The 26,374-nt window shown below is 69.7% G+C and carries 21 protein-coding genes; 13 read left to right on the top strand and 8 right to left on the bottom strand.

Annotation, left to right across the window (positions count from 1 at the left end; translation table 11 throughout):
• Positions 1-356 precede the first annotated feature (356 nt).
• Positions 357-1,880: an aldehyde dehydrogenase gene (gene adh, locus AAHG03_RS24230; RefSeq protein WP_342153860.1), complete on the bottom strand. Its 1,524-nt coding sequence runs from the start codon at positions 1,878-1,880 to the stop codon at positions 357-359.
• 194 nt (positions 1,881-2,074) lie between these two features.
• Positions 2,075-3,832, bottom strand: coding sequence for a serine hydrolase (locus AAHG03_RS24225; RefSeq protein WP_342153858.1), 1,758 nt, complete (start codon positions 3,830-3,832; stop codon positions 2,075-2,077).
• 179 nt (positions 3,833-4,011) lie between these two features.
• On the opposite strand from AAHG03_RS24225, the gene AAHG03_RS24220 reads away from it, so the two are divergent.
• From AAHG03_RS24220 to AAHG03_RS24210, 3 genes are all read left to right on the top strand, one after another.
• Entirely contained in the window at positions 4,012-4,680 is a 669-nt protein-coding gene (locus AAHG03_RS24220; protein WP_342153857.1) for a hypothetical protein, read from the top strand.
• Between the two features lie 451 nt (positions 4,681-5,131).
• Positions 5,132-6,298, top strand: a complete 1,167-nt coding sequence (locus AAHG03_RS24215; protein ID WP_342153862.1) for a multidrug effflux MFS transporter — start codon at positions 5,132-5,134, stop codon at positions 6,296-6,298.
• A gap of 80 nt (positions 6,299-6,378) precedes the next feature.
• On the top strand, positions 6,379-6,885 hold the full coding sequence (locus AAHG03_RS24210; RefSeq protein ID WP_342153855.1) for a DoxX family protein: 507 nt from the start codon (positions 6,379-6,381) through the stop codon (positions 6,883-6,885).
• Here the strand turns inward: AAHG03_RS24210 and AAHG03_RS24205 are convergent.
• Positions 6,842-8,341 carry an MFS transporter gene (locus AAHG03_RS24205; protein WP_342153853.1) on the bottom strand — a complete coding sequence of 500 codons (1,500 nt, stop codon included), beginning with the start codon at positions 8,339-8,341 and terminating at the stop codon, positions 6,842-6,844. The genes AAHG03_RS24210 and AAHG03_RS24205 overlap by 44 nt on opposite strands.
• Positions 8,342-8,739: 398 nt before the next feature.
• Here AAHG03_RS24205 and AAHG03_RS24200 point away from each other — a divergent pair, with 398 nt between their 5' ends.
• Positions 8,740-9,639, top strand: a complete 900-nt coding sequence (locus AAHG03_RS24200) for a DUF3313 domain-containing protein (RefSeq protein WP_342153851.1) — start codon at positions 8,740-8,742, stop codon at positions 9,637-9,639.
• A 154-nt stretch (positions 9,640-9,793) separates the two neighbouring features.
• On the top strand, positions 9,794-10,897 hold the full coding sequence (locus tag AAHG03_RS24195; RefSeq protein WP_342153849.1) for a glycosyltransferase family 61 protein: 1,104 nt from the start codon (positions 9,794-9,796) through the stop codon (positions 10,895-10,897).
• On the opposite strand, the gene AAHG03_RS24190 is transcribed toward AAHG03_RS24195, so the two are convergent.
• Together AAHG03_RS24190 and AAHG03_RS24185 are read right to left on the bottom strand one after the other, a co-directional pair.
• Complete coding sequence (locus AAHG03_RS24190) at positions 10,884-12,107, bottom strand: hypothetical protein (protein ID WP_342153847.1); 1,224 nt, start codon at positions 12,105-12,107, stop codon at positions 10,884-10,886. The genes AAHG03_RS24195 and AAHG03_RS24190 overlap by 14 nt on opposite strands.
• Positions 12,108-12,265: 158 nt before the next feature.
• Positions 12,266-14,152, bottom strand: a complete 1,887-nt coding sequence (locus tag AAHG03_RS24185) for a cation:proton antiporter domain-containing protein (protein WP_342153845.1) — start codon at positions 14,150-14,152, stop codon at positions 12,266-12,268.
• A 268-nt stretch (positions 14,153-14,420) separates the two neighbouring features.
• Here AAHG03_RS24185 and AAHG03_RS24180 point away from each other — a divergent pair, with 268 nt between their 5' ends.
• Together AAHG03_RS24180 and AAHG03_RS24175 are read left to right on the top strand one after the other, a co-directional pair.
• Positions 14,421-15,614 (top strand): ATPase, encoded by a 1,194-nt coding sequence (locus tag AAHG03_RS24180; protein ID WP_342153843.1) that lies wholly within the window; start codon positions 14,421-14,423, stop codon positions 15,612-15,614.
• 19 nt (positions 15,615-15,633) lie between these two features.
• Positions 15,634-16,278 (top strand): hypothetical protein, encoded by a 645-nt coding sequence (locus AAHG03_RS24175; RefSeq protein WP_342153842.1) that lies wholly within the window; start codon positions 15,634-15,636, stop codon positions 16,276-16,278.
• 13 nt (positions 16,279-16,291) lie between these two features.
• Here AAHG03_RS24175 and AAHG03_RS24170 read toward each other — a convergent pair whose 3' ends face one another.
• Both AAHG03_RS24170 and AAHG03_RS24165 read right to left on the bottom strand, forming a co-directional pair.
• On the bottom strand, positions 16,292-16,732 hold the full coding sequence (locus AAHG03_RS24170; protein WP_342153840.1) for a type II toxin-antitoxin system VapC family toxin: 441 nt from the start codon (positions 16,730-16,732) through the stop codon (positions 16,292-16,294).
• On the bottom strand, positions 16,729-17,052 hold the full coding sequence (locus AAHG03_RS24165) for a hypothetical protein (RefSeq protein ID WP_342153838.1): 324 nt from the start codon (positions 17,050-17,052) through the stop codon (positions 16,729-16,731). The genes AAHG03_RS24170 and AAHG03_RS24165 overlap by 4 nt, the downstream gene beginning before the upstream one ends.
• A gap of 134 nt (positions 17,053-17,186) precedes the next feature.
• On the opposite strand from AAHG03_RS24165, the gene AAHG03_RS24160 reads away from it, so the two are divergent.
• Entirely contained in the window at positions 17,187-18,038 is an 852-nt protein-coding gene (locus AAHG03_RS24160) for an AAA family ATPase (protein ID WP_342153836.1), read from the top strand.
• 71 nt (positions 18,039-18,109) lie between these two features.
• Positions 18,110-18,730: a Uma2 family endonuclease gene (locus tag AAHG03_RS24155; protein WP_342153834.1), complete on the top strand. Its 621-nt coding sequence runs from the start codon at positions 18,110-18,112 to the stop codon at positions 18,728-18,730.
• 21 nt (positions 18,731-18,751) lie between these two features.
• On the opposite strand, the gene AAHG03_RS24150 is transcribed toward AAHG03_RS24155, so the two are convergent.
• Positions 18,752-19,732 (bottom strand): catalase family peroxidase, encoded by a 981-nt coding sequence (locus tag AAHG03_RS24150; RefSeq protein ID WP_342153832.1) that lies wholly within the window; start codon positions 19,730-19,732, stop codon positions 18,752-18,754.
• A 204-nt stretch (positions 19,733-19,936) separates the two neighbouring features.
• Between AAHG03_RS24150 and AAHG03_RS24145 the strand changes: the two genes are divergently transcribed.
• The 4 genes from AAHG03_RS24145 to AAHG03_RS24130 all read left to right on the top strand — a co-directional run bounded on the left by AAHG03_RS24145 (position 19,937) and on the right by AAHG03_RS24130 (position 26,325).
• Entirely contained in the window at positions 19,937-20,917 is a 981-nt protein-coding gene (locus AAHG03_RS24145; RefSeq protein ID WP_342153830.1) for an aldo/keto reductase, read from the top strand.
• Entirely contained in the window at positions 20,914-21,444 is a 531-nt protein-coding gene (locus tag AAHG03_RS24140; protein WP_342153828.1) for a SixA phosphatase family protein, read from the top strand. The genes AAHG03_RS24145 and AAHG03_RS24140 overlap by 4 nt, the downstream gene beginning before the upstream one ends.
• 81 nt (positions 21,445-21,525) lie before the next feature.
• Complete coding sequence (locus tag AAHG03_RS24135; RefSeq protein ID WP_342153826.1) at positions 21,526-22,719, top strand: hypothetical protein; 1,194 nt, start codon at positions 21,526-21,528, stop codon at positions 22,717-22,719.
• Between the two features lie 336 nt (positions 22,720-23,055).
• Positions 23,056-26,325 carry a glycosyltransferase gene (locus AAHG03_RS24130; protein WP_342153824.1) on the top strand — a complete coding sequence of 1,090 codons (3,270 nt, stop codon included), beginning with the start codon at positions 23,056-23,058 and terminating at the stop codon, positions 26,323-26,325.
• Positions 26,326-26,374: the final 49 nt, after the last annotated feature.

Raw genomic sequence — 26,374 nt, 5'->3', positions numbered from 1 at the left:
GCGCCGCCTGGCCCTCGCCATCCTGCGCCAGGACACCGCTAAGGGCTCCTTGCACACCAAGCGGCAACTGGCCGGATGGGACGACGACTTCCTCGCCGACCTCATCACCCAAATGCGATAGCCCTGCTCTGCGGGGGAGGGTGGGCCTCGCGTAAGCGAGGGTCGGGAGAGGGGAGCCACGCTTCCGCTTGGCCGCGGTCGTCCAGCTATCTCCGGAACCGCCGTCCCCTCTCCCGCCCCGCATCCGCGGAGGGGAAAGGGTTTTCCCGGCGGCACCCGCTCGCAACAAACAAAAGAACAAAAAACCCCGGCCTTGCGGCCGGGGCTGGAGGGGGTCTCGGGACTGTTGGACGCTCTTAGAAGAAGCCGAGCTTCTTCGCCGAATAGCTGACCAGCATGTTCTTGGTCTGCTGGTAGTGGTCGAGCATCATCTTGTGGGTCTCGCGGCCGATGCCGGACTGCTTGTAGCCGCCGAAGGCCGCGTGGGCCGGGTAGGCGTGGTAGCAGTTCGTCCAGACGCGGCCGGCCTGGATGGCGCGGCCGAAGCGGTAGGCGCGGGTGCCGTCGCGGGTCCAGACGCCGGCACCGAGGCCGTAGAGCGTGTCGTTGGCGATGGAGAGCGCCTCCTCGTCGTCCTTGAAGGTGGTCACCGACAGCACGGGCCCGAAGATCTCCTCCTGGAAGATCCGCATCTTGTTGTGGCCCTTGAACACCGTCGGCTGCATGTAGAAGCCCTCAGACAGCTCGCCGTCGCGGTTGCCGCGGGCGCCGCCGGTGAGGCACTCCGCGCCTTCCTGCTTGCCGATATCGACGTAGCTGAGGATCTTCTCCAGCTGCTCCGAGGAGGCCTGGGCGCCGATCATGGTCGCCGGGTCGAGGGGGCTCCCTTGCGTGATCGCCTCGACGCGCTTGATGGCGCGCTCGATGAAGCGCTCGTAGATCGACTCGTGCACGAGCGCGCGGCTCGGGCAGGTGCAGACCTCGCCCTGGTTGAGGGCGAACATCGTGAAGCCTTCGAGGGCCTTGTCGAAGAAGTCGTCGTCCTCGTTGGCGACATCACCGAAGAAGATGTTCGGCGACTTGCCGCCCAGCTCCAGCGTGACCGGGATCAGGTTCTGCGAGGCGTACTGCATGATGAGGCGACCCGTGGTCGTCTCACCGGTGAAGGCGATCTTGGCGATGCGCGGGTTCGAGGCCAGCGGCTTGCCGGCCTCCAGGCCGAAGCCGTTGACGACGTTGATGACGCCCGGCGGCAGCAGGTCGCCGATCAGTTCCAGCACCACGAGGATCGAGGCCGGAGTCTGCTCGGCGGGCTTCAGGACGACGCAGTTGCCGGCGGCGAGCGCCGGCGCCAGCTTCCACACCGCCATCAAAATCGGAAAATTCCACGGGATGATCTGTCCGACGACGCCGAGCGGCTCGTGGAAGTGGTAGGCGACCGTGTCGTGGTCGATCTCGGAGATCGCGCCTTCCTGCGCCCGGACGCAGCTGGCGAAGTAGCGCCAGTGGTCGATGGCGAGCGGGATGTCGGCGTGCGTCGTCTCGCGGATCGGCTTGCCGTTGTCCCAGGTCTCGGCCAGCGCGATCAGATCGAGGTTGTCCTCCATCCGGTCGGCGATCTTGTTGAGGATGCGGGCGCGCTCGGCGGGCGAGGTGCGGCCCCAGGCGTCCTTGGCGGCGTGCGCGGCGTCGAGCGCCTTCTCGATGTCCTGCGCGTCCGAGCGGGCGACCTCGCAGATCACCTTGCCGGTGATCGGCGAGGTGTTCTCGAAGTAGCGACCGCTGGCCGGGGCCACCCACTGGCCGCCGATGAAGTTGTCGTAGCGGGCCGAGAAGGGCGACTTCGTCTTGGCGTCGGCTAGGAACTCCGGCTTGCTCATCGCGATTCCTCCATCACATTGTTGGTTGGCCGTGTTCGGCGTTCCGCGGGAGAGAAGGCCGATCGGCCCGGCGGATCAAGGTGGACTTTAGGCCAAACCGCTGTTGCAGCGCGGCAAGACACGGCAGGACTTGAGGTTTCGCAGATCTAAGCGGAACCGTTCCAGACTTGCCCGCGCGCCGGCTCGCCCTTCATTTAGTCCCGATCACCGCGCTTGACGACCCCGGAGGACCGGGCGGCGCCGCCGGACTCCGGTTTGCCCCGTACGGCATCACGGCCGGGGGGTGGGCGGCTCTCGGGGATGCGGGGGCAGGGCGTGTCGAGCCCGCCCCGGTGCAGGACGAGGCCGGTGGTGCGGCCGGCGCCATCATTCTCGAAGGTGATCTGCGCATCCTGCCCCTTCATGAAGAACGCGCGCTCGTCTTCCGGATAGAGGACGTGGCGCGGCTCGCCCGTCGCTTGCGCCCAGAGCCGACCGTTCTCCAGCCCGACCGTCAGGACGAGGCCCGGCGCGAGGCTGTAGCGGCCGACATGCGGGCTCAGGCGGGCCGGATCGAGCGTGACCTCCACCGGAGGGCGGCGCGGCTCGGCGAGAATCCGGGCGGCCTCCGCCGGGTCGATGCGCGGGGCGATCCGGTCGCGGCCGTTCTGGTGCAGCACCAGCCCGTTCGGGCGCCCGTCGGGCTCGGTGTCGATCGTGATGCGGGCGTCGACCACGCGGGAGAAGAAGGTGCGGTCGCTTTCCGGCACGAACGCGTTGGCCGGCTGGCCGGTGCCCTGGACCATCAGCCGCCCGCCGTCGCGGCGGACTTCGAGGAAGAAGCCGGGGCCCAATCTGTAGGTGCCGGCGTAGCGATCGAGGATCATGTCTTCGAGTACGATCGGGTCCGGCGTCTCGATGAACCCGAACCAGAGCGCGGCCAACTCGCGGGCCATCTTCTGCGCCGGGGCGTTCTCGTTGTTGGCCAGCACGATCACGGCCAGCCGCTCGCCCGGGTAGTAGTCGGTCATGGCCAAAAAGCCCGAGACCGCACCGCCATGCGACCACAGCGTCCGCCCATGCGCGGTGCCGACATACCAGCCGAAGCCGTAGCCCCGCCCGCCGTCGTCGAACATTTTTTGGCGCGACGCCTCGGAGATCACCTTCCCGGAGAACAGCGCCTCGTCCCAGGCCAGCAGGTCATCGACGGTGGAGTAGAGCCCGCCCGCCGCGTAGGCGACCGAGGAGGCCATCGGCGCCGCGTTGCGCCACTGCCCTTGCCCGAAGCGATAGCCCGCGGCGCGGCGCGGCAGGATCGCGGTGGCGTCGTCGTAGCCGGTGTCCTTGAGGTTCAGCGGCGCGAAGATGTGCTCGGAGAGGTAGCGCGCATAGGGCTCACCGGAGGCGAACTCGATGGCGAGCCCCAGCAGCAAGTAGTTGGTATTGCTGTATTCCACCCGCTCGCCGGGGGTGAACAGCAGCGGCTCGGCGGTCACCAGCTCGACCAGCGCCCGCGCCGGCCGCTCGATCCGCGAGATCGACGGCAGGTACTCGGGGAGCGCCGTGTAGTTGATGATGCCCGAGGTGTGGTTGAGGAGATGGCGCACCCGCACGCCCTCCCACGCTTTCGGCGCCTCCGGGTAGAAGCGGCCGACGGGATCGTCGAGCGACAGCTTGCCCGCCTCCACGAGTTGGAGGATCGCGGCCGCCGTGAACTGCTTCGTCAGCGAGCCGATGCGGAAGTGGGTGTCGAGGGTGTTCTTCGCGTTCCACTCGCGGTTGGCCAGCCCATAGGCCTGGCGAAACACCGGCTTGCCGTCCTTGGCCACGAGGATCGTGCCGCTCATCAGCCCGGACTCGCGGTAGGGCTCGATCAGCGCCGCCGCCCGCTTGGCGTAATCGACCGGGGCCGCCTGCGCAGGCGCCAGCAGGATCGCGAAAACGAGAACGGAGAGGAGGGGGCCGGCGTGCAACGGTTCCGGGCTCCGGACGTTTCGGGGGTCTCAGCGAGGGCCGCCACGGAACGGCGATCACGGTTTCGCCGCGACCCACCGAGATGATTCCACGGCTTTCCCGGAGCCGCAACCGGCCCGCGGTCGCCGCAGGCGGCCCTCGGTTCCCGGAAAAGCCCCCACAGCTGAAGGCAGACGACATGACGACATCCGCGCGCATCTGGCTGGCCGCCTCGCTCATCGGAGCGGGCTTCGCCGCTCCCCTCGCGACCGCCCCCGCGCTCGCCGAGACGGCGGACGCGAACCAGAAGGCCGCCCCGGCGGAGAAGGCCGCGGAGGCCGCGAAGCCCGTCGCGTTGACCCAGGCCAAGATCGACGGCGTGCTGGCGGCCCAGCCCGAACTCGCCAAGATCGACGCCGGCTCCCCCGACAAGCCCGATCCGAAGGCAGAGGCCAAGGCGCAGGAAGAGGCCGAGGCCATCGTGAAGCGCAACGGGTTCGCGAGCCTCGACGAGTTCCAGGACACCAGCGAGAGCATCGACGCGGTGCTGGAGGGGATCGACCCGCAGACCAAGAGCTATGTCGGCATCACGCCGCTGCTGAAAAAGCAGCTCGCGGCGGTCGAGGCCGACAAGTCCCTGCCGGCCAAGGACAAGGCGGCGGCGGTCAAGGAGCTGAAGGGCGCCATCGCCGCGGGCGAGCCGGGCGGCAAGCCGCCGGAGGGCAACATCGCCCTGGTGACGCAGAACTACGACAAGCTGAGCGCCGCGCTCGGGCCGGACGATGCCGGCGAGGACAAGGACGCTGCGGCGAAGGACGCGCCGGCGCCCGCGAAGGATAGCTCGGGCAAGGCCGCGGGGAAGAAGTAAAGGTATGGCGCCCCCCCTCTCCCCGCACGCGGGGAGAGGCCTTTAGGGACCTTGTCGTCCCTAAAGGAAGCGGAGCGGTGGTGAGGGGGACTCGACGGAAGGAGCTCTTCCGGAACCGCCCCCTCACACCTCGGCTGCCGCCACGTCGCGCCGACGACGAGGTCGTCGCGACCCTCTCCCCGCACAGCGGGGAGAGGGGATGCGCGGGCGCCGGGTCGGTCGATCGGAACCCTACGAAACGGATCGCCCATCCGGGAACGAACCCGGCGCGCGGTGCCTTTCCGCACCGACCTCGCCGGGCCCCCGTCCGCACAAGCGGCCCGGCTCTAAGCGCCTCAAGGCATCCGACGTGACATCATCCCCCCGGCCCGCTCCCGGCAGCGCGACGTCCGCCGGGCCGCCCTGGGTCGGGCCGGGATTTGCCGAGTTCGTCGGCATCGTCGCGCTGATGATGGCGGTCACCGCCATGTCGATCGATAACCTGCTGCCGGCATTTCCGCTGATCCAGCAGCGGTTTGCCGTGGAGGACGCCAACAGCCTCCAGCTTCTCGTCTACGTCTACATGATCGGCTTCGGGCTGGCGCAGATCGTCTACGGGCCGGTCTCGGACGCGCTCGGGCGGCGCAAGGTGCTACTCGCGAGCCTCGCGATCTACGCCGCGGGCTGCGGGCTGGCGATGGTGGCGCCGAGCTTCGAGTGGCTCTTGGCCTCTCGCATCATCCAGGGCATCGGCGCGGCCGGCGGCCGGGTGCTCTCGACCGCGATCGTGCGCGACCGCTTCTCAGGACGCGAGATGGCGAGCGTGATGTCGCTCATCATGATGGTTTTTCTGATCATCCCGATGCTGGGCCCCGCCATCGGCGCGACGATGCTGCTGCTCGGCTCGTGGATCTACGTGTTCGTCTCGATGCTGGCGTTGGGCGGCATCCTCGCCCTGTGGTTCGCCGCGCGCATGCCGGAGACGCTGCACCCGGAGTTCCGCCGCCCGCTGTCGGTCTCGGCGACGATGCAGGCGCTCGGCACGGTGCTGCGCACCCGCGTCGCCATCGGCTACGCCACGGGGCTCGGGCTGATGACCGGCTGCATCATGGGCTATGTCGGCTCGGCCCAGCAGGTGTTCGACACCGGGCTCTACCATCTCGGCAGCCTGTTCCCCGTCGCCTTCGGGCTGGTGGCGGGCGCCATGGGCGCGGCGACGCTGGTCAATTCCCGCATCGTCCGGCGGCTCGGAATGCGGACGCTGTCGCATGCCGGCCTCACCGCCTTCACCGCGGTCGGGCTGGTGCAGGTCGGGATCGGGCTGGCCTTCCGCGGTCAGCCGCCGATCGGGCTGTTTCTGGCGGTGCTGGCGCTCAACCAGTTCCTGATCAGCTTCGTCATGCCGAACTTCAACGCGCTGGCGCTGCAGCCGCTCGGCGCCATCGCGGGTACCGCCTCGTCGTTCCTCGGCTTCTACACGACGATGCTCGGCGCGTTTTGCGGCTGGCTGATCGGGCGCGCCTTCGACGGCACGGTGATGCCGGTAGCGGTCGGCTATGCGGGTCTGGGCGCGCTCGCCCTCGTCGTCGTCGCCTGGACCGAGCGCGGACGCCTGTACCGGGCAGGGATTTCCGGTTGATGGTCCGATCGGCTTAACCGGCGATTCAGCCTGAGCCGACACCGTTTGCGGGACTTCCTTCCTGTCCCGGAGCGTTCCCCTTGTTCGGTTCTGCCCAGAACGGCGTCCTCCTCGCCGCCCGCCTCCTCATGGCCGCGGCGCTCCTGCCGACCGGCATCGCGCGGGCGCTCAACGTCTCGGGCTTCGCGCTGACGCTCGCGGGCGCGGGCTGCCCGGCCCCGAACGCGGTCGCCACAGCCGCCGTGGTCGTGCAGGTGTTCGGCCCGCTCGCCCTGATCCTCGGCATGATGCCGCGCATCACCGGCCTCGCCATGGCCGGCTTCGTGGCGGCGATGGCCGCGCTGCTGCATCCGTTCTGGCAGTTCGTCGGCGGCAGCGCCGTGACCGAGCGGACCTTCTTCCTGGCCGATCTCGGGCTGGCCGGCGCCTTCCTGATGTACGCCATGACCGGCCCCGGCGCCTGGAGCTGGCAGGGATTCTTTGGACGTTCGGGCGGTGGCTCGGAGCCGGCGCGGGCCAAAGCGCCTGTGAAGAAAGCCCCGGCTAAGCGCGCGGGCGGCCGGGCCCCAGCCCGGGCGGCGGCGTGAGCGGCTGCAACGTCGAAACCGAGCCGTCGCCGGGCCGCGGCACCGCGCCGGGCCCGGCCTCGACGCCGCGCACCCGGCGCTGCCCCGACACCTCGGCGCCGGCATCCGGCGCGAGGCGGCGGAACACGAAGAACGAGCCCGCCGAGATGATCGCCACCGCCAGGAAGGCCAGCGAAAAATCCTCCGTGCGGATGTCCGAATGGCCGTGCAAGGATGCGGCGCCCTCCAGCGCCAGCGCCCCGATGGAGACGCCGAGACTGAGCGAGAGCTGCTGCGCCACGCTGGCGAGGCTGGTCGCCGCGCTCATCTCCCGCGATTCGAGGTCGGCATAAGCGATGGCGTTGACGCAGGTGAACTGAAGCGAGCGCACGCAGCCGCCGAGCAGCAGAACCGAGATGATGATCCAGTGCGGGGTCTGCGCCGTGAACAGCCCGTTGATGGCGAGAAAGGCGGAGGCGATCAGCGCGTTCGTCACCATGACGCGGCGGAAGCCGTGAGCGCGCAGGATGCGCGGGCCGACGATCTTGATTAGCAGCGCACCCGCGGCGGCCGCGAAGGTGATCAGCCCCGAATGCAGCGGATCGAGCCCGAAGCCGATCTGCAGCATCAGCGGCAGCAGGAAGGGAATCGCCCCCGTGCCGATACGGAAAAGGCTGCCGCCCGTGACCGCGGCGCGGAAGGTCGGGGTGCGCAGGAGATCGAGGCGGATCAGCGGATGCTCGGTGCGCCGGGCGTGGCGCAGGTAGAGCGCCATCAGCACCGCGCCCGCGCCCATGCAGCCCCAGGACACGCCGTCGGGCAGGAGATGACGCCCGGTCGAGGCGAAGCCGAGCATCATCAGGGCGAGCCCCGAGCCCGAGAGCAGGAAGCCGGCGACGTCCAGCGGCGGGCGCTCCTCTTCCCGAATGTCGCCGATATACATCGTAGCCAGCACGATCCCGACCAAGCCGATGGGAATGTTGATGAAGAAGATCCAGCGCCAGTCCGCGTAGGTGGTGATGAAGCCGCCGAGCGGCGGCCCAAGGATCGGGCCGATCAGGGCGGGAATCGTCAGATAGGCCAGCGCCCCGACGAGTTCGGATTTCGGGACGCTGCGCAGGATCACGAGCCGCCCGACCGGCACCATCATGGCCCCGCCGATCCCTTGCACGAAGCGGGCGGCCACGAAGCCGAGAAGCGAACTCGACGCCGCGCAGGCGAGCGAGCCCGCCATGAACACGCAGAGCGCGGCCCGGAACACGTTGCGGGCGCCGTAGCGGTCGGCGGCCCAGCCCGAGACGGGGATGAAGATCGCGAGACTCACGAGGTAGGCGGTGAGCGCGAGCTTCAGCGCGATCGGGTCCTCGTTCAGGCTCGCCGCGATGGCCGGCAGCGCCGTGGCGATCACCGTGGAATCGGTGTTCTCCATGAACAGGGCGGTGGCGACGACGAGGGGGACGATCTGGGCGGGACGCATCGGCGGAAACAAGCGCGGGACGGGCGGTTCGGTTGCAATGCCATACGACCGGAAACGACCCATCCGTATGGCCGTGCGCGAAGAGCGCCCCGCGCAGCGGCCTCGGCTACCAGCCGAGGCATCCAGCGGAGCGAGAAGCCTAAGGCCGCGGACGCGGCCGCCGGCGCCTGAGGCCCAAGCATGAAACCGGGCGGTCGCTGAAAGCGACCAGCCGAAACATCGTTGCCGAACGGTCACAGGGCGGCGGATACGCCCCCGCCGGAGGCCCGCAGCGGCGCGGCGTCCTTCCGGCTCGGGCCCCTTACGGCTAGGCTTCCCGTCCGAGACGACACAACCCTTTCCGCCCCGGCGGGACGGCGCATCACCGCGCCGGCCCCGTTCCTCCGCGAAAGAGACTGATGCTGCTGCGGTCGCAATTCTCCCGCTCCTCGATCCGGGCGGCGCGCCTCGGGCTGGCCCTGGCCGGCTCGCTCGGCGTGCTCGCCGGCTGCGGCGACGTGGTGCTCACCGACGGGCGCACGCTGACGCGCGCCGACCAGTTCGTGACGAGCGACGCGGTCGCCTCCGAGTCCAAGCTGTTCATCGATCCGACCCTGCCGCAGACGGTCCGCACCGTGCGGATCGTGCCCACCGTGTTCACGGAGGCCGTCTCCGGCCCCGGCCTGAACGCCGTGGAGCGGCGGCTGATCGCCAACGCCGCCGACCGGGCGCTCTGCTACGACCTGTCGCTGCGCTACGACATCGTCTCCGCCGGCCCCGCCGACCTGACGGTGCGCTCGGCGGTCACCCGCATCGACCTCACCAACGTGCCGGCGGCGGGCGCCACCATCGCGGCGTCCACGGCGATCTCGATCGCGGGGCAGGTCGGCGTGGGCTTCGCCAACACGGTCGGCAAGGTGCCGGTGCCGCGGGTGCCGCTCGGGCTCGGCAGCCTGACCATCGAGGCGGAGGCGATCGACGCGCGCCGACGCCAGCGCGCCGCGATGATCTGGGGCGGGGCGGCCAACGCCTTCACCAACTCCGCCCGCTTCTCGGCGGCCTCCGACGCCTACGACCTCGCGGGCGAGTTCGGCCAGGATTTCGGCTCCTACCTCGCCACCACCAAGGACCCGTTCCGGGGCGAGTTGCAGATCCCGACCTACGACCGCATCCGCATCACGACGCTCGGCGAGGCCCCCCTCGATCCCGATTGCGACCGCTTCGGCCGCGCGCCCGGCATCGACGGCATCATCGGCGATTCCCTGGGCCTGCCGCCGGACTGGACCGACCGGGGACCGGACGCCCGCCCGTCCCGATAGGACGGCCTCCGAAGCGTCCCGCCGGGCCCGCCTTCGACGCGCGCCCGGGCCGGTGCTATCAGCGCCCGGCGCGGCGGCGCCCCCGCACGAGGCGGGCCGCCGTCCGGCCCGCGGCAGCGGGCCCGCGCAGCGCGGCAGCAGACGGAGACGGACGATGAACCCCAGAATCAGCCGCCACGACGGCGTGGTCCTGGCGCCCTACACGGTCCGGCGGGACATCTTCTACGGCGGCTTCACCGGCCCGGACTTCCCGTTCGGGCGCATCCGCCGCGACGGCGATCCGATCGACGTGCCCCAGGCGGTGGACGAGGCGGACGTGACCGAGCTTCTGCCGGGCCGCTCGCTCTATGCCGGCTTCCTCTACGACCATTTCGGCCACGTCACGACGGAATCGATCCACCGGCTGTGGGCGTTCGACCCGAGCCTCCACGATCACGTCGTCTTCGTCGCGATGTGCTTCGACCGGCGCCCGGAGATGCTGACCTCGGTCCGGATTCCCGGCTACCTGCGCGACATCCTCGGCCTGTTCGGCGTTCCGGTCGAGCGCTGCACCATCGTCCGGCAGCCGACGCGGATCGCCGAGCTCGACATCCCCGAGCCCGGCTCGCGTCTCAAAGTCGGCGCCGCGGACTGGTACCGGGACATCCTGCGGGAGGTGTCGAAGCCGATCCTTGCCGCGGACGAGAGCGCGCCGACGCCGCGGCGCCTGTTCCTCGGGCGCCATCATATCCTGTGGAAGGGCACGCTGCTCGGCGAGCGCTACTTCGCCGACGTGCTCGCGGAATTCGGGTTCGAATCCCTCCGCCCCGAGACCCGGAGCATCGCCGACCAGTGCCGGGCGATGGCGCGGGCCGAGATGGTGGTCTTCGTCGAGGGCTCGGCGATCTACAGCACCGAACTCCTGGCCGAGATGCCGGGGCGGTTCGCGATGATCCCGCGGCGCAACGTGTCGAGCTTCTACACGCCCCATCTCGGGCAGCGCTGCCGCTTCGCGGTCGCCGGGAACGTGCGGGCGATCCATCGCTGCAAGGACCGCAACGGCTCGTCGATCCCGAGTTCGCCGGTGGTGACCCACGCGCCGCAGAGCATCCACGACGACCTCGCCCGCGCCCTCGACCTGCCGCTGCCGCCCTTCGACGCGGCCCGGTTCGCCGAATACGTGACGCGGGACATCGCGGCAGTGGCCAAGGACGACGCGGCGTTCCGCGAGCGGCTGACGGAGCAGGCGTTTCCGGAGCGGGCCGTCACACCCGGTTGAGCCGCGCGACCCCCAGCGGGCGGTTGGCCGAGAGCGGCCGGCTCGTGATGTAGCCGTTCAGGACGATGTCCGAATGGACCGGCGCGGCGTGGCGCTGGGTCAGCTCCTTCGCCAGGATCGAATCCGGGTTCAGCCCGGCGACGGCACTGGCATCGATGCTGTGGGACAGGATGTACCAGTCGGTCCCGATGCTGTGGAACTTCTCGGTCCGCGCGATGGCCGAGAGCTTCTCGGCGCCCGAGCGCGTCAGGATGTAGGCGTCCGAGCCCGGCGCCCGCAGGTTGGGAAGGCGCCGGCTGAGTTCGGCCAGGGCGGTGCCGATCGGCTCGACGGTCAGGCGGTCGGCGTCACCGCAGAGCCGGTCGTTGCAGAAGATGATGTCGGCATCCGCCGGCAGGGGCGCATGGCGCAGGAACGGCTCCATCGCCATGGTGGCCGTGGTGTCGTCCTCGAACACCAGGGTCAGCTCCGGCTCCCCCTCCGCCGTCTGCCGCCAGATGCGGTACTGCGTGAGCTGGTTGCCGAAGGTGCCGTCCTCCATGCGGGTGACCGGCCGGGTGAACAGGGGCTGGTCGGAGGCCGGGATCTCGTCGACGCGGATCGCCTTGGCGAACTCGAACGCCAGCCCGACCCGCTTCATCGCCGCCATGCACATATCGCGGCGGGCGTAGTCCTGCGGCAGGTTCACCACCTTCACGGCGTAGCGCCGCCCGCTCCCCGCCTGCGGGCTCGCGAGCAGCTCGCGCTCCGCCCTGATCCGAGCCTCGAGCTGCGGCCACGCCTTGGCCTCGGCGCAACGGTCGGCGAGCGCGAGCGCCTCGTCGTAGGCGCCCCGGTCCACCGCCAGCCGGGCCTTCAGGGCGTAGAGGTCGGCGTTCGCCAGCGTCTCGGCGCAGGAGAGCGCCTGCCGCTCGGCCCAGGCGAACAGGCCCAGGCTCTCGTAGCGGCGCAGCTGGCGCTCGATGAAGCTCGGCGAGGGCAGGCGCTTGAGCCGGGACTGGCGCAGGAAGATGCGGTCGGCGGCGAGCAGGGCCAGCGCGATCAGGTTGTTCTGCTGGAAGAAGTGGGTGATGTCCGCGATCGTGGCGTCGCTGTTGTTGTCCATCGCCAGCAGAAGCTCGTGCGAGAACGGCTCCTTGAGCGTCTCGGTGGCGATGAGATGCCGGTGCAGCGCCTTGTTGATCCGGTTGAGACGCGCGAAAGGCGTCATCGCGATCGTCTTGAAGCCCGCGTCTTTCATTCCATGACAGCTCTGCACGCGAGGACGAGACGGGCGTGGGGACGGCCCGGACGGCGCGCCCTACGGCGTCGCCCTCGTCCGGCCGGGACCGCCCCATATCGGCAAGTGGAGCCGGCGGCAAATCGGGCTCAGGCGCTGCGGCTCGCCGGCCGGCTCTCCTTGGGCGGGTCGCGCGGCTCGGCGGCGACCCCGCCCCCCTTGCCGACGGTGCGGCGGGCGCGGAAGGCCGGGCGCTGGTCGGCCTCCTTGCGCTTGAGCATGGCGCGGAACTCGTCGCGGCGCTCGTGGATCGAGGCGATGACGTGGCCCATCGGCACGCCGACATCGACGAGCACCGCCTCGGAGAGCTGGAGCGAGGCCTCGATCGTCTCCGGCACCGCGTCGGTCACGCCCATCTCGTAGAGCTGGGTGGCGTGGCGCGCGTCGCGGGCGCGGGCCACAACGGTGAGGTCCGGCCGCTCGGCGCGGGCGGCCTGCACCACCGCCTCGACCGCGCTCGGGTTGTCGAGGGTGACGACGAGGGCGCGCGCCGAGGCGATGTCGCAGCGGCGCAGCATCTCGGTGTTGGCCGAATCGCCGAAATAGACCGGGCTGCCGAGCCGCCGCTGCTCGGCGACGCGGGCTGGGTCGGCGTCGAGCGCGAGATAGGGGATGTCGTGGCGCTTGAGCATCTCGCCGACGAGCCGCCCGACCCGGCCGTAGCCCGCCACGATCACCCGGTTCTGCACCGCCTCCGGCACCGGCTCGGCCCGCGCCCGGCCGAGCTGCGCCCCCGACACGCGCCGGCCGACGCGGCGGCCGAGCACGGCGAGCGCCGGAATCGCGATCATGGTCACGGTGGTGACGATCAGGGCGGCGGCGCCGACCGGCTCCGGCACCAGCCCGGCGATCATCGCCCCGCCGATCAGCACGAAGGCGAACTCGCCGCCGGGGCCGATCAGCAGCGCCGTCTCCAGGGCGACCGGACGGGGGATGCCCATGAAGCGGGCCCCCGCCCACAGAACCGCGCCCTTGATGACGAGGAGGCCGATCGCGAGGCCGAGGATCGCGCCGGGCGCGGCGAGCAGTTGCGCCGGATCGAGGCTCATCCCGACCGAGACGAAGAACACTCCGAGCAGCAGGCCCTTGAACGGGTCGATCGTCGCCTCGATGGCGCGGCGGTATTCGGTCTCGGCGAGCAGCAGGCCGGCCACGAACGCGCCGAGCGTCATCGACAGGCCGCTCGCGGCGGCCACCAACGCGGTCGCCACGATGACGAGGAGGCAGGCCGCCATGAACAGCTCGGGCGAGCGGGTCAGCGCCACGAGATGGAACAGCGGGCGCAGCGCCACGCGGCCGGCCACCACGATGAGGACGAGCGCCACCGCCGCCTGACCGAGCGCGAGGGCGAGCGCCGCGCCGAGATTGCCGCCGTCGTTGCGGCCGAGCACGGCGATGGCGAACAGGATCGGCGCCACCGCGAGATCCTGGAACAGCAGCACCGCGAAGCTGGTGCGGCCCGCGGGCGTGCCGAGCCGCTTCTGCTCCGCCAGAACGGGGAGCACCACCGCGGTCGAGGACAGAGCGAGGCCGAGCCCGACCAGCACCGCGCCCGCCACCGGCTGGTCGAGCGCCACGAGGATCGCCGCGATGATGGCGGCGGACGCGATCACCTGGATCGAGCCGAGGCCGAACACGAGGCGGCGCAGAACCCGCAGGCGTTCCCAGGACAGCTCGACCCCGATCATGAACATCAGGAAGATGACGCCGAATTCGGCAAGATGCGCGATCTCCGAGCGGCTGCCGATGGTGACGAGGCCGAGCCAGGGATGGGTCTCGGCCAAGCGCCCGAGGCCGAACGGCCCGAGCAGCGCCCCCGCGCCGATGAAGCCGAGCACCGGGCTCACCCGCAGGCGGTGGAACAGCGGCACCACCACGCCCGCGGTGACGAGGAACAGGATCGCCTCCTTGTAGCCGCCCGCATGCGCCCCGGCTTCGGCGGCGATCTGAGTGGCGGCCTGCACGGGTGCGGTCATCGGGAGGGGCGCATGCCTGTCGGTGGGGAGCGGGGGCTTGGGATTGAGTCCGCCGCCATCATGGGCGGCGGGTCCACGCGGGGGCAACCGCTTTCATCCTGCGCGCGCACCAACACGTGAAGAATTTCGCGCTGCGGCATTCGGCACCCCGCCGTCCACCGATGATCGCGCCGGCCGGCACAACTTCGGCACAATGCACGCTTACGCTTGAGTAACGCGATGTTAGGGAATGGCCGGTTCGCCGCCCCGCAGAGGCCCGTCGAGATCGATGTTCAGGAAGCCGCCGAACCGGGATGTGGCGCGCGAGCGGCGCGAATGGGCGCTCGACCGGAGCCGCTGGAAGCACGAGCGCGACGTCGAGCGCGGCTACCGCATCAAGTGGGGCTACGTCTCGATCGCCTATCTCGTCGAGTTCATGGTGATCGGCGCCTCGCTCGCGGGCGCGTGGCTGTTCGCGGATTATTACAGCGACGGCGACAACCGCGCGTTCTACTTCATGCTGCTGGCCCCGCTGGTCTACGCCGCTGTCGAGCTGTGCCGCGTGCCGCTCGGCATTCTGGCCCGCACCCAGCGCTCGTGGTTCGTGCGGGGGCTGGCGATCATCGGCATCGTCTTCGCCGCGGGCGTGACGACGAAGTCGGTGTCGCAGCTCGGCGAGATGATGTTCCATCCCCGCCTGATGGACGCGGCCAAGGCCAAGACCGCCCTCAAGGACGCCCAGGCCGACCGCGACAGCATCGACACGCGGATCGCGGCCGCCAACGCCCGCGTCGAGCAATACGCCAACGAACTGGAGCAGATCGAGAAGCGCTCGGCGGAGAACGCCTCGCAGCTCGCAGGGCTCCCGGCGCAGCGCTGCGAGCGCGTCTACGGCACCAACAGCCGGGGCGTGCGCTACTCGAACCTCAAATGCGTCACCGACCCGCGCACCGCGACGCTCAACGCCGCGGTGTCCAAGGCCGGCACCGACCGCGGCGCCGTCGTCAAGGAGTTGGAGGAGGCGCGCAAGGCCCGCAGTCTGCTCGACCGGGGCGCGGCCGACCGCAAGGTGGCGGACGCCGAGCAGGCCTACCGCAACGCGGTCAACCGCTCGCAGCTCCACTCCTTCACCGCCATGGTCTACGGGGTCGATCCGATCGAGGTGAGCGACGCGCAGGTCCACGCTTTCCTGCGCATCTTCGTGTTCGTCCCCGCGCTCTGCGCCGCCTTCGCCTCGACGATCCTGGCGCTCTCGGCGGTCTCGGTGCGCCGGACCTTCATGGACGAGGACGACCTCGGCGCCGCCGTCAGCGCGGAGGCCGCGCCGTACCTGCTCGCCTCGGTCGCCGAGACCGTGCGCCAGGAGATGGCGAGCAATCCGCTGCGGCCCGCTTCGCGGGAGGGCTCGGTGATCCCGCTCGACCGCCGCACGGCGCCGACCGTGCCGCCGGCCCCGCCCGCCCCCGTGCCGGCGACGGCCTGAGTCCGACGAGTCCCGCCCGATGAGTATCCTGACCGACGGCACGCACGAGAACATCGTGCTGGCGCAGAACGTGAACGGCCGACTGCGCGCGGAAGCCCGCATGGCCTTCGCCCGTGCGTTCCTGCTTCGGGCGAGCGGCGCGGGCATCTTCCTGGCGCTGGCCGGGATCGGAGTCGGCGCGGCGTCCTACGGCTACGCCTACATGAACCAGTTCGACTCGGCCGCCGAGAAGATCGCGGGTGCGATGCAGGCGGCTTTGTCCGAGGTGACGCTCAAGACCAAGGGCGAGGTGACGCTCACCGACAACGTGCTGAAGCTGGAGCAGCCGCCCGCGCCCGCCGCCTCGCCGCTCGCCGCGGTCCAGGCGGCGGCCGCCGCCAAGCAGCCGGAGGGCTCCGCCCCGGTGCGGACCACCTACACGGTGTTCAAGAGCACGCCCTACCTCACCGGCGACATCGTCACCGGCTGGAACTTCGAGGGCACCGGCACCACCCCGACCAAGCAGTTCTGCTACTTCGCCTCGCCGATGAGCCTGTTCAGCACCGACATCAAGCAGGTCAACATCGCCATCGACCGCAAGCTCGTCGAATCGACCAGCCGCGAGTACAACCTCGCCGAACTCGTCAAGAAATGCGTCTGGTACGACAAGAAGCTCGACAATTGATCGGGGGCGGCGCCTACGGCGCTTCGGTGCCCTGCCGCAGGGGATTGATGAAGCCGAGGCCGGCGAAATCCCGCTCGTTGTCGGTGACGATGACAAATCCGCGAACCTGAGCGATGGCTGCGATCATCATATCGATCGCATCGCGTGGTCGGCCGATCGCTCGGCCTTCGGCCATCAGCACCGCCCAGATCAGCGCCGCCTCCTGATCGAACGGGCAGATGCGGTCGGCGAAGGTGGCCGCCGGTCCCTTATTCCCTGAGAACCAATCGTCCAGTCGCGTCCGCTTTTGCACCACCGGCATCTGAAGAATGCCGCGGCGAATTTCCCCGAGCGTCACGGCGGCGATGAAGAGTGTCGCGTCTTCCTGGGCCGCGATCCAGTCGAGCAGAGGCGCGGAGGGGACCGGCCTGACGAGATTGCTGACGATGTTCGTATCGAGAAGGTAGCCGCTCACGGATCGACATCGCGGCCGGGATGGCGGGTTTTCCTCAGGTCGAGATCGGCGCCGACAAGCGGCGAGTTGCGCAACGCTGCGAGAACGCCGCCGCGCTTGGGCGGAACGTTCTGAGCGCTCTCGACGCCTTTGGTACCCTCGACGGCCGACGCGACGGCCTTGCGCAACGCGGCAGCGCCGTCTCCGGGCTCGGCCAGCCGCCGTGCAAGCGCGCGCAGGAGGGCGCGGTCGGCGTCCAGCCCCTCGACCTCGAACCGCGCCAATCCCTCATCAGCCGGAGGGGTGCGATCCTTATCCTGATCTCGGGCAGACCTGTCCATCGATCGCCTCCGTTGCTCGGCCGAAGTGTGGCCCGGCGGCCGGTGACCCGCAATGGCTTCGCCTCATCCGGTTGCCGAGCCGCTTCGCACCGGGTTAGTCCGGGTCAATCCTCTTTTTCCCGACGCGAGCCGCCATGCGATTTTCCGGAACCGACAGCTACGTCGCACCGCCCGATCTCACGACCGCGGTCAACGCCGCGATCGTGCTGGAGCGCCCGCTGCTGGTGAAGGGCGAGCCCGGCACCGGCAAGACCGTGCTGGCGGAGGAGATCGCCAAGGGCTTGAGCGCGCCGCTGCTGACGTGGAACGTCAAGTCGACGACCAAGGCGCAGCAGGGGCTCTACGAGTACGACGCGGTCTCGCGCCTGCGCGACTCGCAGCTCGGTGACCCGCGGGTGTCGGACATCGGCAACTACATCCGCCGCGGCAAGCTATGGGAGGCGTTCGCCGCTCCCGAGCGGCCGGTGCTGCTGATCGACGAGATCGACAAGGCCGACATCGAGTTCCCCAACGACCTCCTGACTGAACTCGACCGGATGGAGTTCCACGTCTACGAGACCGGGCAGACCGTGAAGGCGAATGTCCGCCCGATCGTGATCATCACCTCGAACAACGAGAAGGAGCTGCCGGACGCGTTCCTGCGGCGCTGCTTCTTCCACTACATCAAGTTCCCCGATGCCGAGACGCTGCAGGCCATCGTCGAGGTGCATTATCCGGGCATCAAGCACCGCCTCGTCGAGGAGGCCCTGCGGGTGTTTCTGGAGACCCGCGAGGTGCCGGGCCTCAAGAAGAAGCCCTCGACCTCGGAACTGCTCGACTGGCTCAAGCTGCTGGTGGCCGAGGACGTGTCGCCCGAGACCCTGCGCGAGCGCGACGGCCGCAAGCTCATCCCGCCGCTGCACGGGGCGCTGCTCAAGAACGAGCAGGACGTCAGCCTGTTCGAGAAGCTGGCCTTCATGATGCGGCGGGAGGGCAGGGGCGGCTGAGCCGCCCCCTTGGAGCCGAAAGCGTCCTCATGGCATTCTGACGAGGGGATCGTGACCGGGAGGAGGCCGCCATGTCGCTCGCCGTCGCCGACCGCGACATCCAAACGATGTCCGCACGCGCCTTCCGCCGCTTCCAGGCGGAGCGGCCGGACCGCGAGCGCTGGGAGCTGGTGGCGGGGCGCCCCGTCATGATGGCGCCGGCCTCGCTGGCCCATAACCGGATCGCCAGCAACCTCGAGCGCCTGCTCAACGACGCGCTGGAGCCGCACGATCCGTCGCGTCTCGCCTGCCAGCGGCCGGGCATCGAACTCGGATCGGACGATCGCTACCGGCCGGAGCCCGATGTCGCCGTCATCGATGCCGATTACGAAGCGGGCCAGCGTTTCGTCGGTCGCGCCTATCTGCTGGCCGAGATCGTCTCCGGCACCGACCGCGAGACCGTCGCCGAGGCGGGCCGGCGCTGGATCGACATCAAGCGCGACCTCTACCGGGCGCACGCCACCTGCGAGGCCGTGCTGATCGTCGAGCAGGAGCGGCCCGAGGTCGAGGTTTCGATCCGCACCGTCGAAGGTTGGCGGACCGAGATCGTATCAGGATTCGACGGCCGGCTCGCCCTGCCGTCCTTCGGCTTCGAGGGTGAACTGGCCGCGCTCTACGAGGGCACGCCGCTGAGACCGCGCGGGGGCGGATAAAAACCCCCGCGCGGCACCGGCTCAATTCGCCCGGCGCGAGACCGACACCGCGTAGGCCGGCGAGCGGATGGCGAACATTGGGTCGTCGGACGGGCCGGCCACGCCCTCGGGCAGGTCCACCACCGGGTCGAAGGTGCGGGCGTCGCAGGTGGCGTCGGGCTCGATTCCCGTGATCGAGAGCGTGCCGAGCGTCTCGGCCTTGCGCTGCTCCTCCGGCCACGCCACCGTCGGATCGCTCGTCGTATCGCCGGACTCGGCCAAAATCGCCACGAGGTCGAACTTGGCCGGGCCCTTGGCGAGGCGCTCCTTCAGCTCGTCGGCGTAGAAATTGTCGGGCTTGGCCTTGGCCTCGTCATCGGTCAGACCCGCCTTGTCGGTGGACACGAACTTCAGCCGGGCGGTCTTGGTCTCGCCCTTGGCGTTGGTCAGCGTGTAGGCGTGGACCGCCCAGTAATCGACGCCCGCGTAGCTCGCCGGCACCGGACGGGCGTTGAGCCATGCCGCCTGGCGCGTCGTCTCGGGGTTGGCGGCGGAGAACGCCTTGACCTTCTCGGCATCCGGCTTGCCGTCGGGGCCCGGGGCGCGAACCTGCACGAATTCGAGCAGCTGGGCCGGGGTCTTGGTCGAGAAGACCGGCGCCGAGATCGTCACGAACACCATGTCGCCCGCGTCCGCGCTCATCCGCACCGAGAGGCCGCGGGTGACGGGCTTGGCCTTGTCCGAAATCTTGGGGTTGCTGCCGCCCATGGAGAAGCGGGCGGTCACCGGCACCTCTTTCGCGAAATGCGGCGCCTTGGAGAGCGCGGCGGCACCGGAAGCCGGCACGAAGCTGCCCTTGAGGCAGACGCCCTTGGCGCCGCTGGCGCGCACGCCCGTGTGGTTGCCGCCGGCCGCGAACTGCCCGGCGACGATGGCCGCCGGATCGGTCTCGTCCGCCTGCACAGCGGTCATCAGGCAGGCGGTCGCGGCGAGGCCGCCGAGCAGCGCGCGGGTTCGGCTCATGGTCTTCAGTGTCCCCTCGGATTGGAATCGCGCCAGGGAGCGCGTGCTCCCTCGTGAATTGCGCGCAATCTTTTTGCAAGCACCTTCCGAGCACCTTGGCCGTCACGGGCGCGTCATAACCTCGACGCAGAGCCGGAACGCGGTGACGATCGCGCCCGCTGCCCCAGTTAAGGGCGCGTCGCTCATCCAGCGCGGTGCTTCCCCATGAAGACGAAAAAACTCGGCCGCACCGGCCTCGACGTCTCGCCCCTCTGCCTCGGCTGCATGACCTACGGCGTGCCCGAGCGCGGCCCCCATCCCTGGACGATGCGCGAGGAGGAGAGCCGGCCGCTGATCCGCCGAGCGCTCGACCTCGGCATCAACTTCTTCGACACCGCCAACTACTATTCTGACGGCACCTCGGAAGAGATCGTCGGCCGCGCGCTCAAGGATTTCGCGCATCGCGACGACATCGTGCTCGCCACCAAGGTCTATTACCCGCTCACCGACCGGCCGAACGCCGGCGGCCTGTCGCGCAAGGCGATCTTTTCGGCGATCGACGCCTCGCTGAAGCGGCTCGGCACCGACTACGTCGATCTCTATCAGATCCACCGCTGGGACTACGCCACGCCGATCGAGGTCACGCTGGAGGCCCTCCACGACGTCGTGAAGGCCGGCAAGGCCCGCACTATCGGCGCCTCGTCGATGTACGCGTGGCAGTTCGCCAAGGCGCTCTACACCGCCGACCGTCACGGCTGGACCCGTTTCGCCACGATGCAGAACCACCTCAACCTGCTCCACCGCGAGGAGGAGCGCGAGATGATCCCGCTCTGCGCCGACCAGGGCATCCCGCTGATCCCGTGGAGCCCGCTCGCCCGCGGACGCCTGACCCGCGACTTCGACGCGGGCAGCGCCCGGCAGGAGAGCGACCTCGTCGGCAAGGGGCTCTACGACGCGACCGTGGAGGCCGACCGCAAGGTGGTCGAGGCGGTCGCCGCGATCGCGCAGGCGCGCGGCGTGTCGCGGGCGCAGGTGGCGCTGGCCTGGGTGCTCCAGAAGCCGGAGGTCGCCGCGCCGATCATAGGCGCCTCGAAGCCTCAGCATCTCGACGACGCGGTGGCGGCCCTCGACCTCGCGCTGACGGCCGACGAGATCGCGGCGCTCGAAGCCCCTTACGTCCCGCACGCCGTGGTGGGCTTCAAATGACCCGCCGCCTTCTGCTCCTGCGCCACGCCAAGTCCGCCTATCCGCAAGGCATGGCCGACATCGACCGGCCGCTCAACGCCCGCGGGCGCGAGGCCGCGCCGCTGATGGGCGACTTCATCGCCCGCGAGGGCCTGCGGCCCGACCTCGCCATGGTCTCGCCGGCCCGGCGCACACAGGAGACCTGGGGCCTCGTGCGCTCGTTCCTCGACGGGACGCGGGAGGAGACCGTGCCCTCGATCTACGAGGCGCCGTCGAACCGCATCCTCGACGCGATCCGCTCGGCGCCGGATGCGGTCGGCACGCTCATGGTCATCGGCCACAATCCGGGGATGGGCGATGCGGCGCTCCGCCTCGTCGGCGCGGGCGAGCGGGAATTGCGCCGGGACCTGCGCGAAAAATTCCCGACGGCGGCGCTGGCGGTGATCGAATTTCCAGGGGAAAGCTGGGCGGGGATCGCCGAGGGGACCGGCATGCTGCTGCGCTACGTCCGCCCGCGCCAGTTCGCGGCCGAGATGGACGACGACTGAAGGGGGCGGCGCGATAGAACCGTTCGCGCGGCTCGGCCGTTTCGACCGGGGCCGTGTCCGGCCCGCCCGACGGGGGAACGCTTGCTGCTCGAAGCCCTCTTGGCCCTGACGATGCTGCCGCGCGAGGCCGAGACGGCGGGGCGGGCCGCTGCGCAGTCCGTCGTGGCGCGGCTCCCGGCGCTGCCGCCGGCACCGGAGGCCTCGCCGACCCTGCCGCCGAGCCTGAGCCTCGTCGCCCGCGCGGTGTCGAACTGGCGCGAGGAGGCCGGCCGGAACCTCGCGCCGACCTCGCTCGCCCTCGTCGTACGCTACGCCGCGACCGAGCCCGGCTTCGTCGCCCGCTGCGTGCGGCTCAACAATTACTGGTGCGTGAAGCAGGCGCGCTGGTCGGGCGAACTCGGCGGCGACGCCGAGGGTCACACGGGTTTCGCCACCGCCGCCGACGGGGCGGACGCCGCCGCGGGCCTCCTGCGCCGCTACTACCGCGATTACGGCCGCCGCACGGCGCTCGCCATCGTGCGGCGCTGGGCGCCGGCCGAATGCGGCGCGCCGCGCCCCGTCGCGCGTTCGGTCCCGCGGGGCGGAACGGCGGCGGCGCGCGCCGCAGCAGTCCCCGCGGTCTCGGCCGGCCTCGCGCCGCAGGGCATCGGCCGGACGCTGCGGGCCCGCTTCCTCGCCCGCCACGGTCGCGGCGGGGTGGCCCGCGCGCTGCCGCCGGTCGCGGGCGGCCTGCGGGTCCAGCCGTGGTCGGCCCGCGCGCGGCTCGCCGGCCATTCCGGACGCGCCCCCCGCGCCGCGGCCCTGCCACCGCTGCGGCCCACGGCCGACATCGCCACCGGCCTCACCGCGGCCTCCGGCCCGGCGCCCCGCGCGGCAGCCGATCCGGCCGCGCTGCTCGCCTCGAACCGGTCCCCGGATGCGAGCCGGCTGACGGCCGAGGCCGCGGCGCTGCCGGCGCTCGCCGCCCTGCCCAAGGGGAGCCTGCTCGATCTCTCCGTCCCGGCCCCGCTCTGCGCGAACGACGAGACCCGCATCCGCAACTACGCCGCGCGCATCGCCGGAAGCGTCGGGATGGGCTCGGACGACGACCTGCGGCTGTTCGATCCCGACGGCCGGGCCGGGGCGAACCTGCTGCCGGTGATGCGGGCGATGTCGGCGGTCGAACTCGGCACCCTGCACGCCGCGCCCGCGTTGATCGCGGCGGCGGTCGGGCGGCTCGATGAGCGTCAGGCGACCAGCGCGAACGCAGAACCGAAGGTTGAATCGGACCGTTGATCCGACCCGGGGCCGCGACGATCAAATTACAGCACGAAGATCAACCGCAATATCATCCTCATTCGACAAAAGATCATTCGCAATAACGCGCCAATTCTTGTCACGACAGCACTGTTAGAGACATCTGTTCGGCCCCGATACACAGTCCTGCGTCGCTTGACCGAGCGGAGCGGTTCCCATACTGACATCGCCGAAGGCTGTCGGCACAGGGGGTCATGAGGGGAATCGCCCGAACCGCCCCTCGGAACGGCGCCAAGATCTCCTGCCGACAGGGCCTCGGACATGACCATCCATCGCGATCTGCAAGATGCGAAGGGCCATGATTCAAAAGGCCATGTGGCGTCCCACAAGATCGGCTCCGACAAGACGATCGAGTTCATCCAGGTCGGGGCACCGCAGGTCGAGGCGTCCGTCATCCTGCGCGACCGCTACGGCTTCCAGGAGAGCGGCGCCATCCTGAGCCGCCGCGCCCTCGACCGGCGGATCGTCAACCACATCGTCACCGCCGACAAGGGGCTGATCTGGCGCCTCGTGGAGACGCCGACGGGCGCGCGCATCGGCAAGAACGTGCGCAACTGGACGCTTTCGGGCAGCGACACCTACTTCATCTTCACCGAGAACGACACCGGCGACGACCGGCCCGCGGCGGCCGTGGCGCGGCTGCTCGATCCGCTGGACGGCGAGGACCTCGCGGTCGAGCCGGGCCGGACCTACCTGTTCTCCACCCTGGTCGCGACCCATCGCTGCGAGGCCTGCTTCGTCTTCCAGTTCCTCGACGCCGAGGGGCAGGTCGTGCATCGGCAGGCCCACGACGTCGTGACCGTCCGCAAGGGCGGATCGCGGATCGAGGATTACCAGCCGCTCACGAGCCGTCTCGACGTCCCCCGCACGGCGAGCCGCCTGCGGATCCTGATCGAGAAGGGCGCCAGCACCAGTCAGAACAACAGCTACCTGTTCTTCGCCAAGCCTGGGCTGGCGGTGGAGACGGACGAGCCGATCGTCCTGTCGAGCGAGTTCCTGCGCCTCGCCCGCGAAGACGGCCCGAGCCAGATGCTCGCCTACACGGCGAAGCTGCCGCTGCTCGCCTTCGAGGGCCGCAAGGGCACCAACGACATCGCCATCGTGATCGGCGCGCACGAGCACGTGATCAAGAACGCGATCTCCTACGGATTCGATTTCAAGATCAACGAGTTCCGGGTCAACTTCGATCAGGTCAGCATCGCGATCACGCGCAACTCGGCCAACCACACCTACATCCGGTTCGGCGTCTACGTCGACGACGACCCGATCGGTCAGGTCGAGCTGCTGATGGGCACCGACCGGATCAGCCACAACCTCAAGATCGACCGCAAGCATTTCGACGGGCAGTACCACGTCGTCTCGATCCGCGACGCCGACGACGGCACCGTGCTGCACCACACCACCGTGTCGCTCGACTTCCAGATGACCCCCTGGGAGGCGTTGCAGACCTACGCCAAGAAGCCGTTCGACGCGACGCTGTCGGCGCTCGCGGCCTATCACCTCAAGTCGTACCGCAACTGGCACTGCAACCCGCGCGACGCAGAGCGCATCCCGGACCTCTACGCCCTGCAGGAGACGCTGCTCGACGGCATCCGCAAGCGGGCGAGCTACCGGCCGCTCGCCTTCCCGGCGGTCGAGACGCCGGACGTCAGCATCGTCATCCCGCTGCACAACAAGTTCGAGGTGACCTACCTCTGCCTGTCGTCGCTCCTGTTCGCCTACACCGCCTACAGCTTCGAGGTCATCGTCGTCGACGACGGCTCGACCGACGACACCGTGTCCATCGCCGAGACCGTCTCCGGCCTCACCTGCCTGCGCAACCCGGTCGCCAAGGGCTTCGTCGAGAGCTGCAACCGCGGCGCGGCCGCCGCGCGGGGCCGCTACACGGTGTTCCTCAACAACGACACCGAGGTCACGGCCAACTGGCTCGACGAGCTGATCCACGCCTACGAGGACTTCAACGACGTCGGCCTCGTCGGCTCCAAGCTGATCTACCCCAACGGCACCCTGCAGGAGGCCGGCGGCGTCGTCTGGGGCAGCGGCAACCCGTGGAACTACGGCCGCAACCAGAACAACAACGATCCGAAGTTCAACTACCTGCGCCAGGCCGACTACGTCTCCGGCGCCGCCCTGCTGATCGGGTCCGAGTTCCTGCGCGAGATCGGGTATTTCAGCCGCGAGTTCATCCCGGGCTATTTCGAGGACACCGACCTCGCGATGAAGGTGCGCCACGCCGGCAAGCGGGTGCTCTACGTGCCGAGTTCGGTCGTGGTGCATTACGAGGGCCAGTCCTCGGGCACCGACGTTTCGTCGGGCATGAAGAAGTACCAGGAGGTCAACCGGCCTAAGTTCAAGAAGAAGTGGGTCAGCCTGTTCAAGGATCACGGCCGGGAAGGCGTCAACGTCGATCGCGAGAAGGACCGCAACGTCCGCCAGCGGCTGCTGGTGATCGACAACCACTACCCGATGATCGACAACGACGCGGGCAGCTACGCCGCCTTCCAGGAGATCCGGCTGTTCCAGAGCCTGGGCATGAAGGTCACCTTCCTGCCGCTCAACCTCGCCTTCATGGACCGGCACACGCGGGCGCTGCAGAAGATCGGCGTCGAGTGCCTCTACGCGCCGTTCGTCACCGACATCTCGGCCTTCATCCGCGATCGGATCGGCGAGTTCGATCTGGTCTACGTGACCCGCTACTATACCTTCGGCAGCGTCATCCCGCTGATCCGCGAGCATGCGCGCAGCATCAAGGTAATCCTCAACCTCGCCGACCTGCACTTCCTCCGCGAGATGCGCGCCGCCAAGGCGCAGGAGCCGAACTACAGCATCGAGGGCGCGCTGGAGACCAAGCGCCGCGAACTGGAGATGATCGCCGAGGCCGACCTGACGCTGAGCTATTCCGACGTCGAGCTGACGGTGCTGGAGAGCCATCTCCCGGCGGCCAAGCTCGGGCGGGTGCCGTGGGTCATCGACGTGCGCGACGACATCAAGCCGAGCTTCGCCAAGACCAAGGACATCCTGTTCCTCGGCGGCTTCGGCCATCCGCCGAACGTCGAGGCGGCGCGCTTCTTCGTCGCCGAGGTGATGCCCGAACTGATCGCCAAGGACCCGTCGATCGTCTTCCACATCGTCGGCAGCAACCCGACCAAGGAGGTGATGGACTTCGCCTCCGACAGCGTGAAAGTGCACGGCTACGTGCCCGACCTCGAGGCGGTCCTGACCTCAACTCGCGTGTTCGTCGCGCCGCTGCGCTCGGGCGCCGGGATCAAGGGCAAGGTGCTGGAGAGCCTGTCCTACGGGCTCGCCGGCGTGTTCTCGCCGATCGCCATCGAGGGCACCGGCCTGTCGGACTCGCTCGACTGCCTTGTCGCCGACGAGCCGCAGGTCTGGGCCGAGCAGGTGCTGCGGCTCTATCAGGACGAGGCGCTGTGGGAGCGCATCAGCGCGGGCGCCCTGAAGCGCGCCCGGCGCTTCTCGTTCGAGCACGCCCGCGAGGACCTGCAGAAGGCGCTGGCGACGGTGGACATCTACACCACCGCCGACGGCCTGCATTACAAGCGCGTCCGGCCCCGCTCGTACGAGTGATGCTTGGTTGCACGGAACAGGACCGATGGTCCTGTTCCGTGCGTCCGGC

The organism is Methylorubrum subtropicum, assembly GCF_038442325.1.
Taxonomy (GTDB): domain Bacteria; phylum Pseudomonadota; class Alphaproteobacteria; order Rhizobiales; family Beijerinckiaceae; genus Methylobacterium; species Methylobacterium subtropicum.
This window is presented reverse-complemented; position numbering and strand designations above follow the sequence as displayed.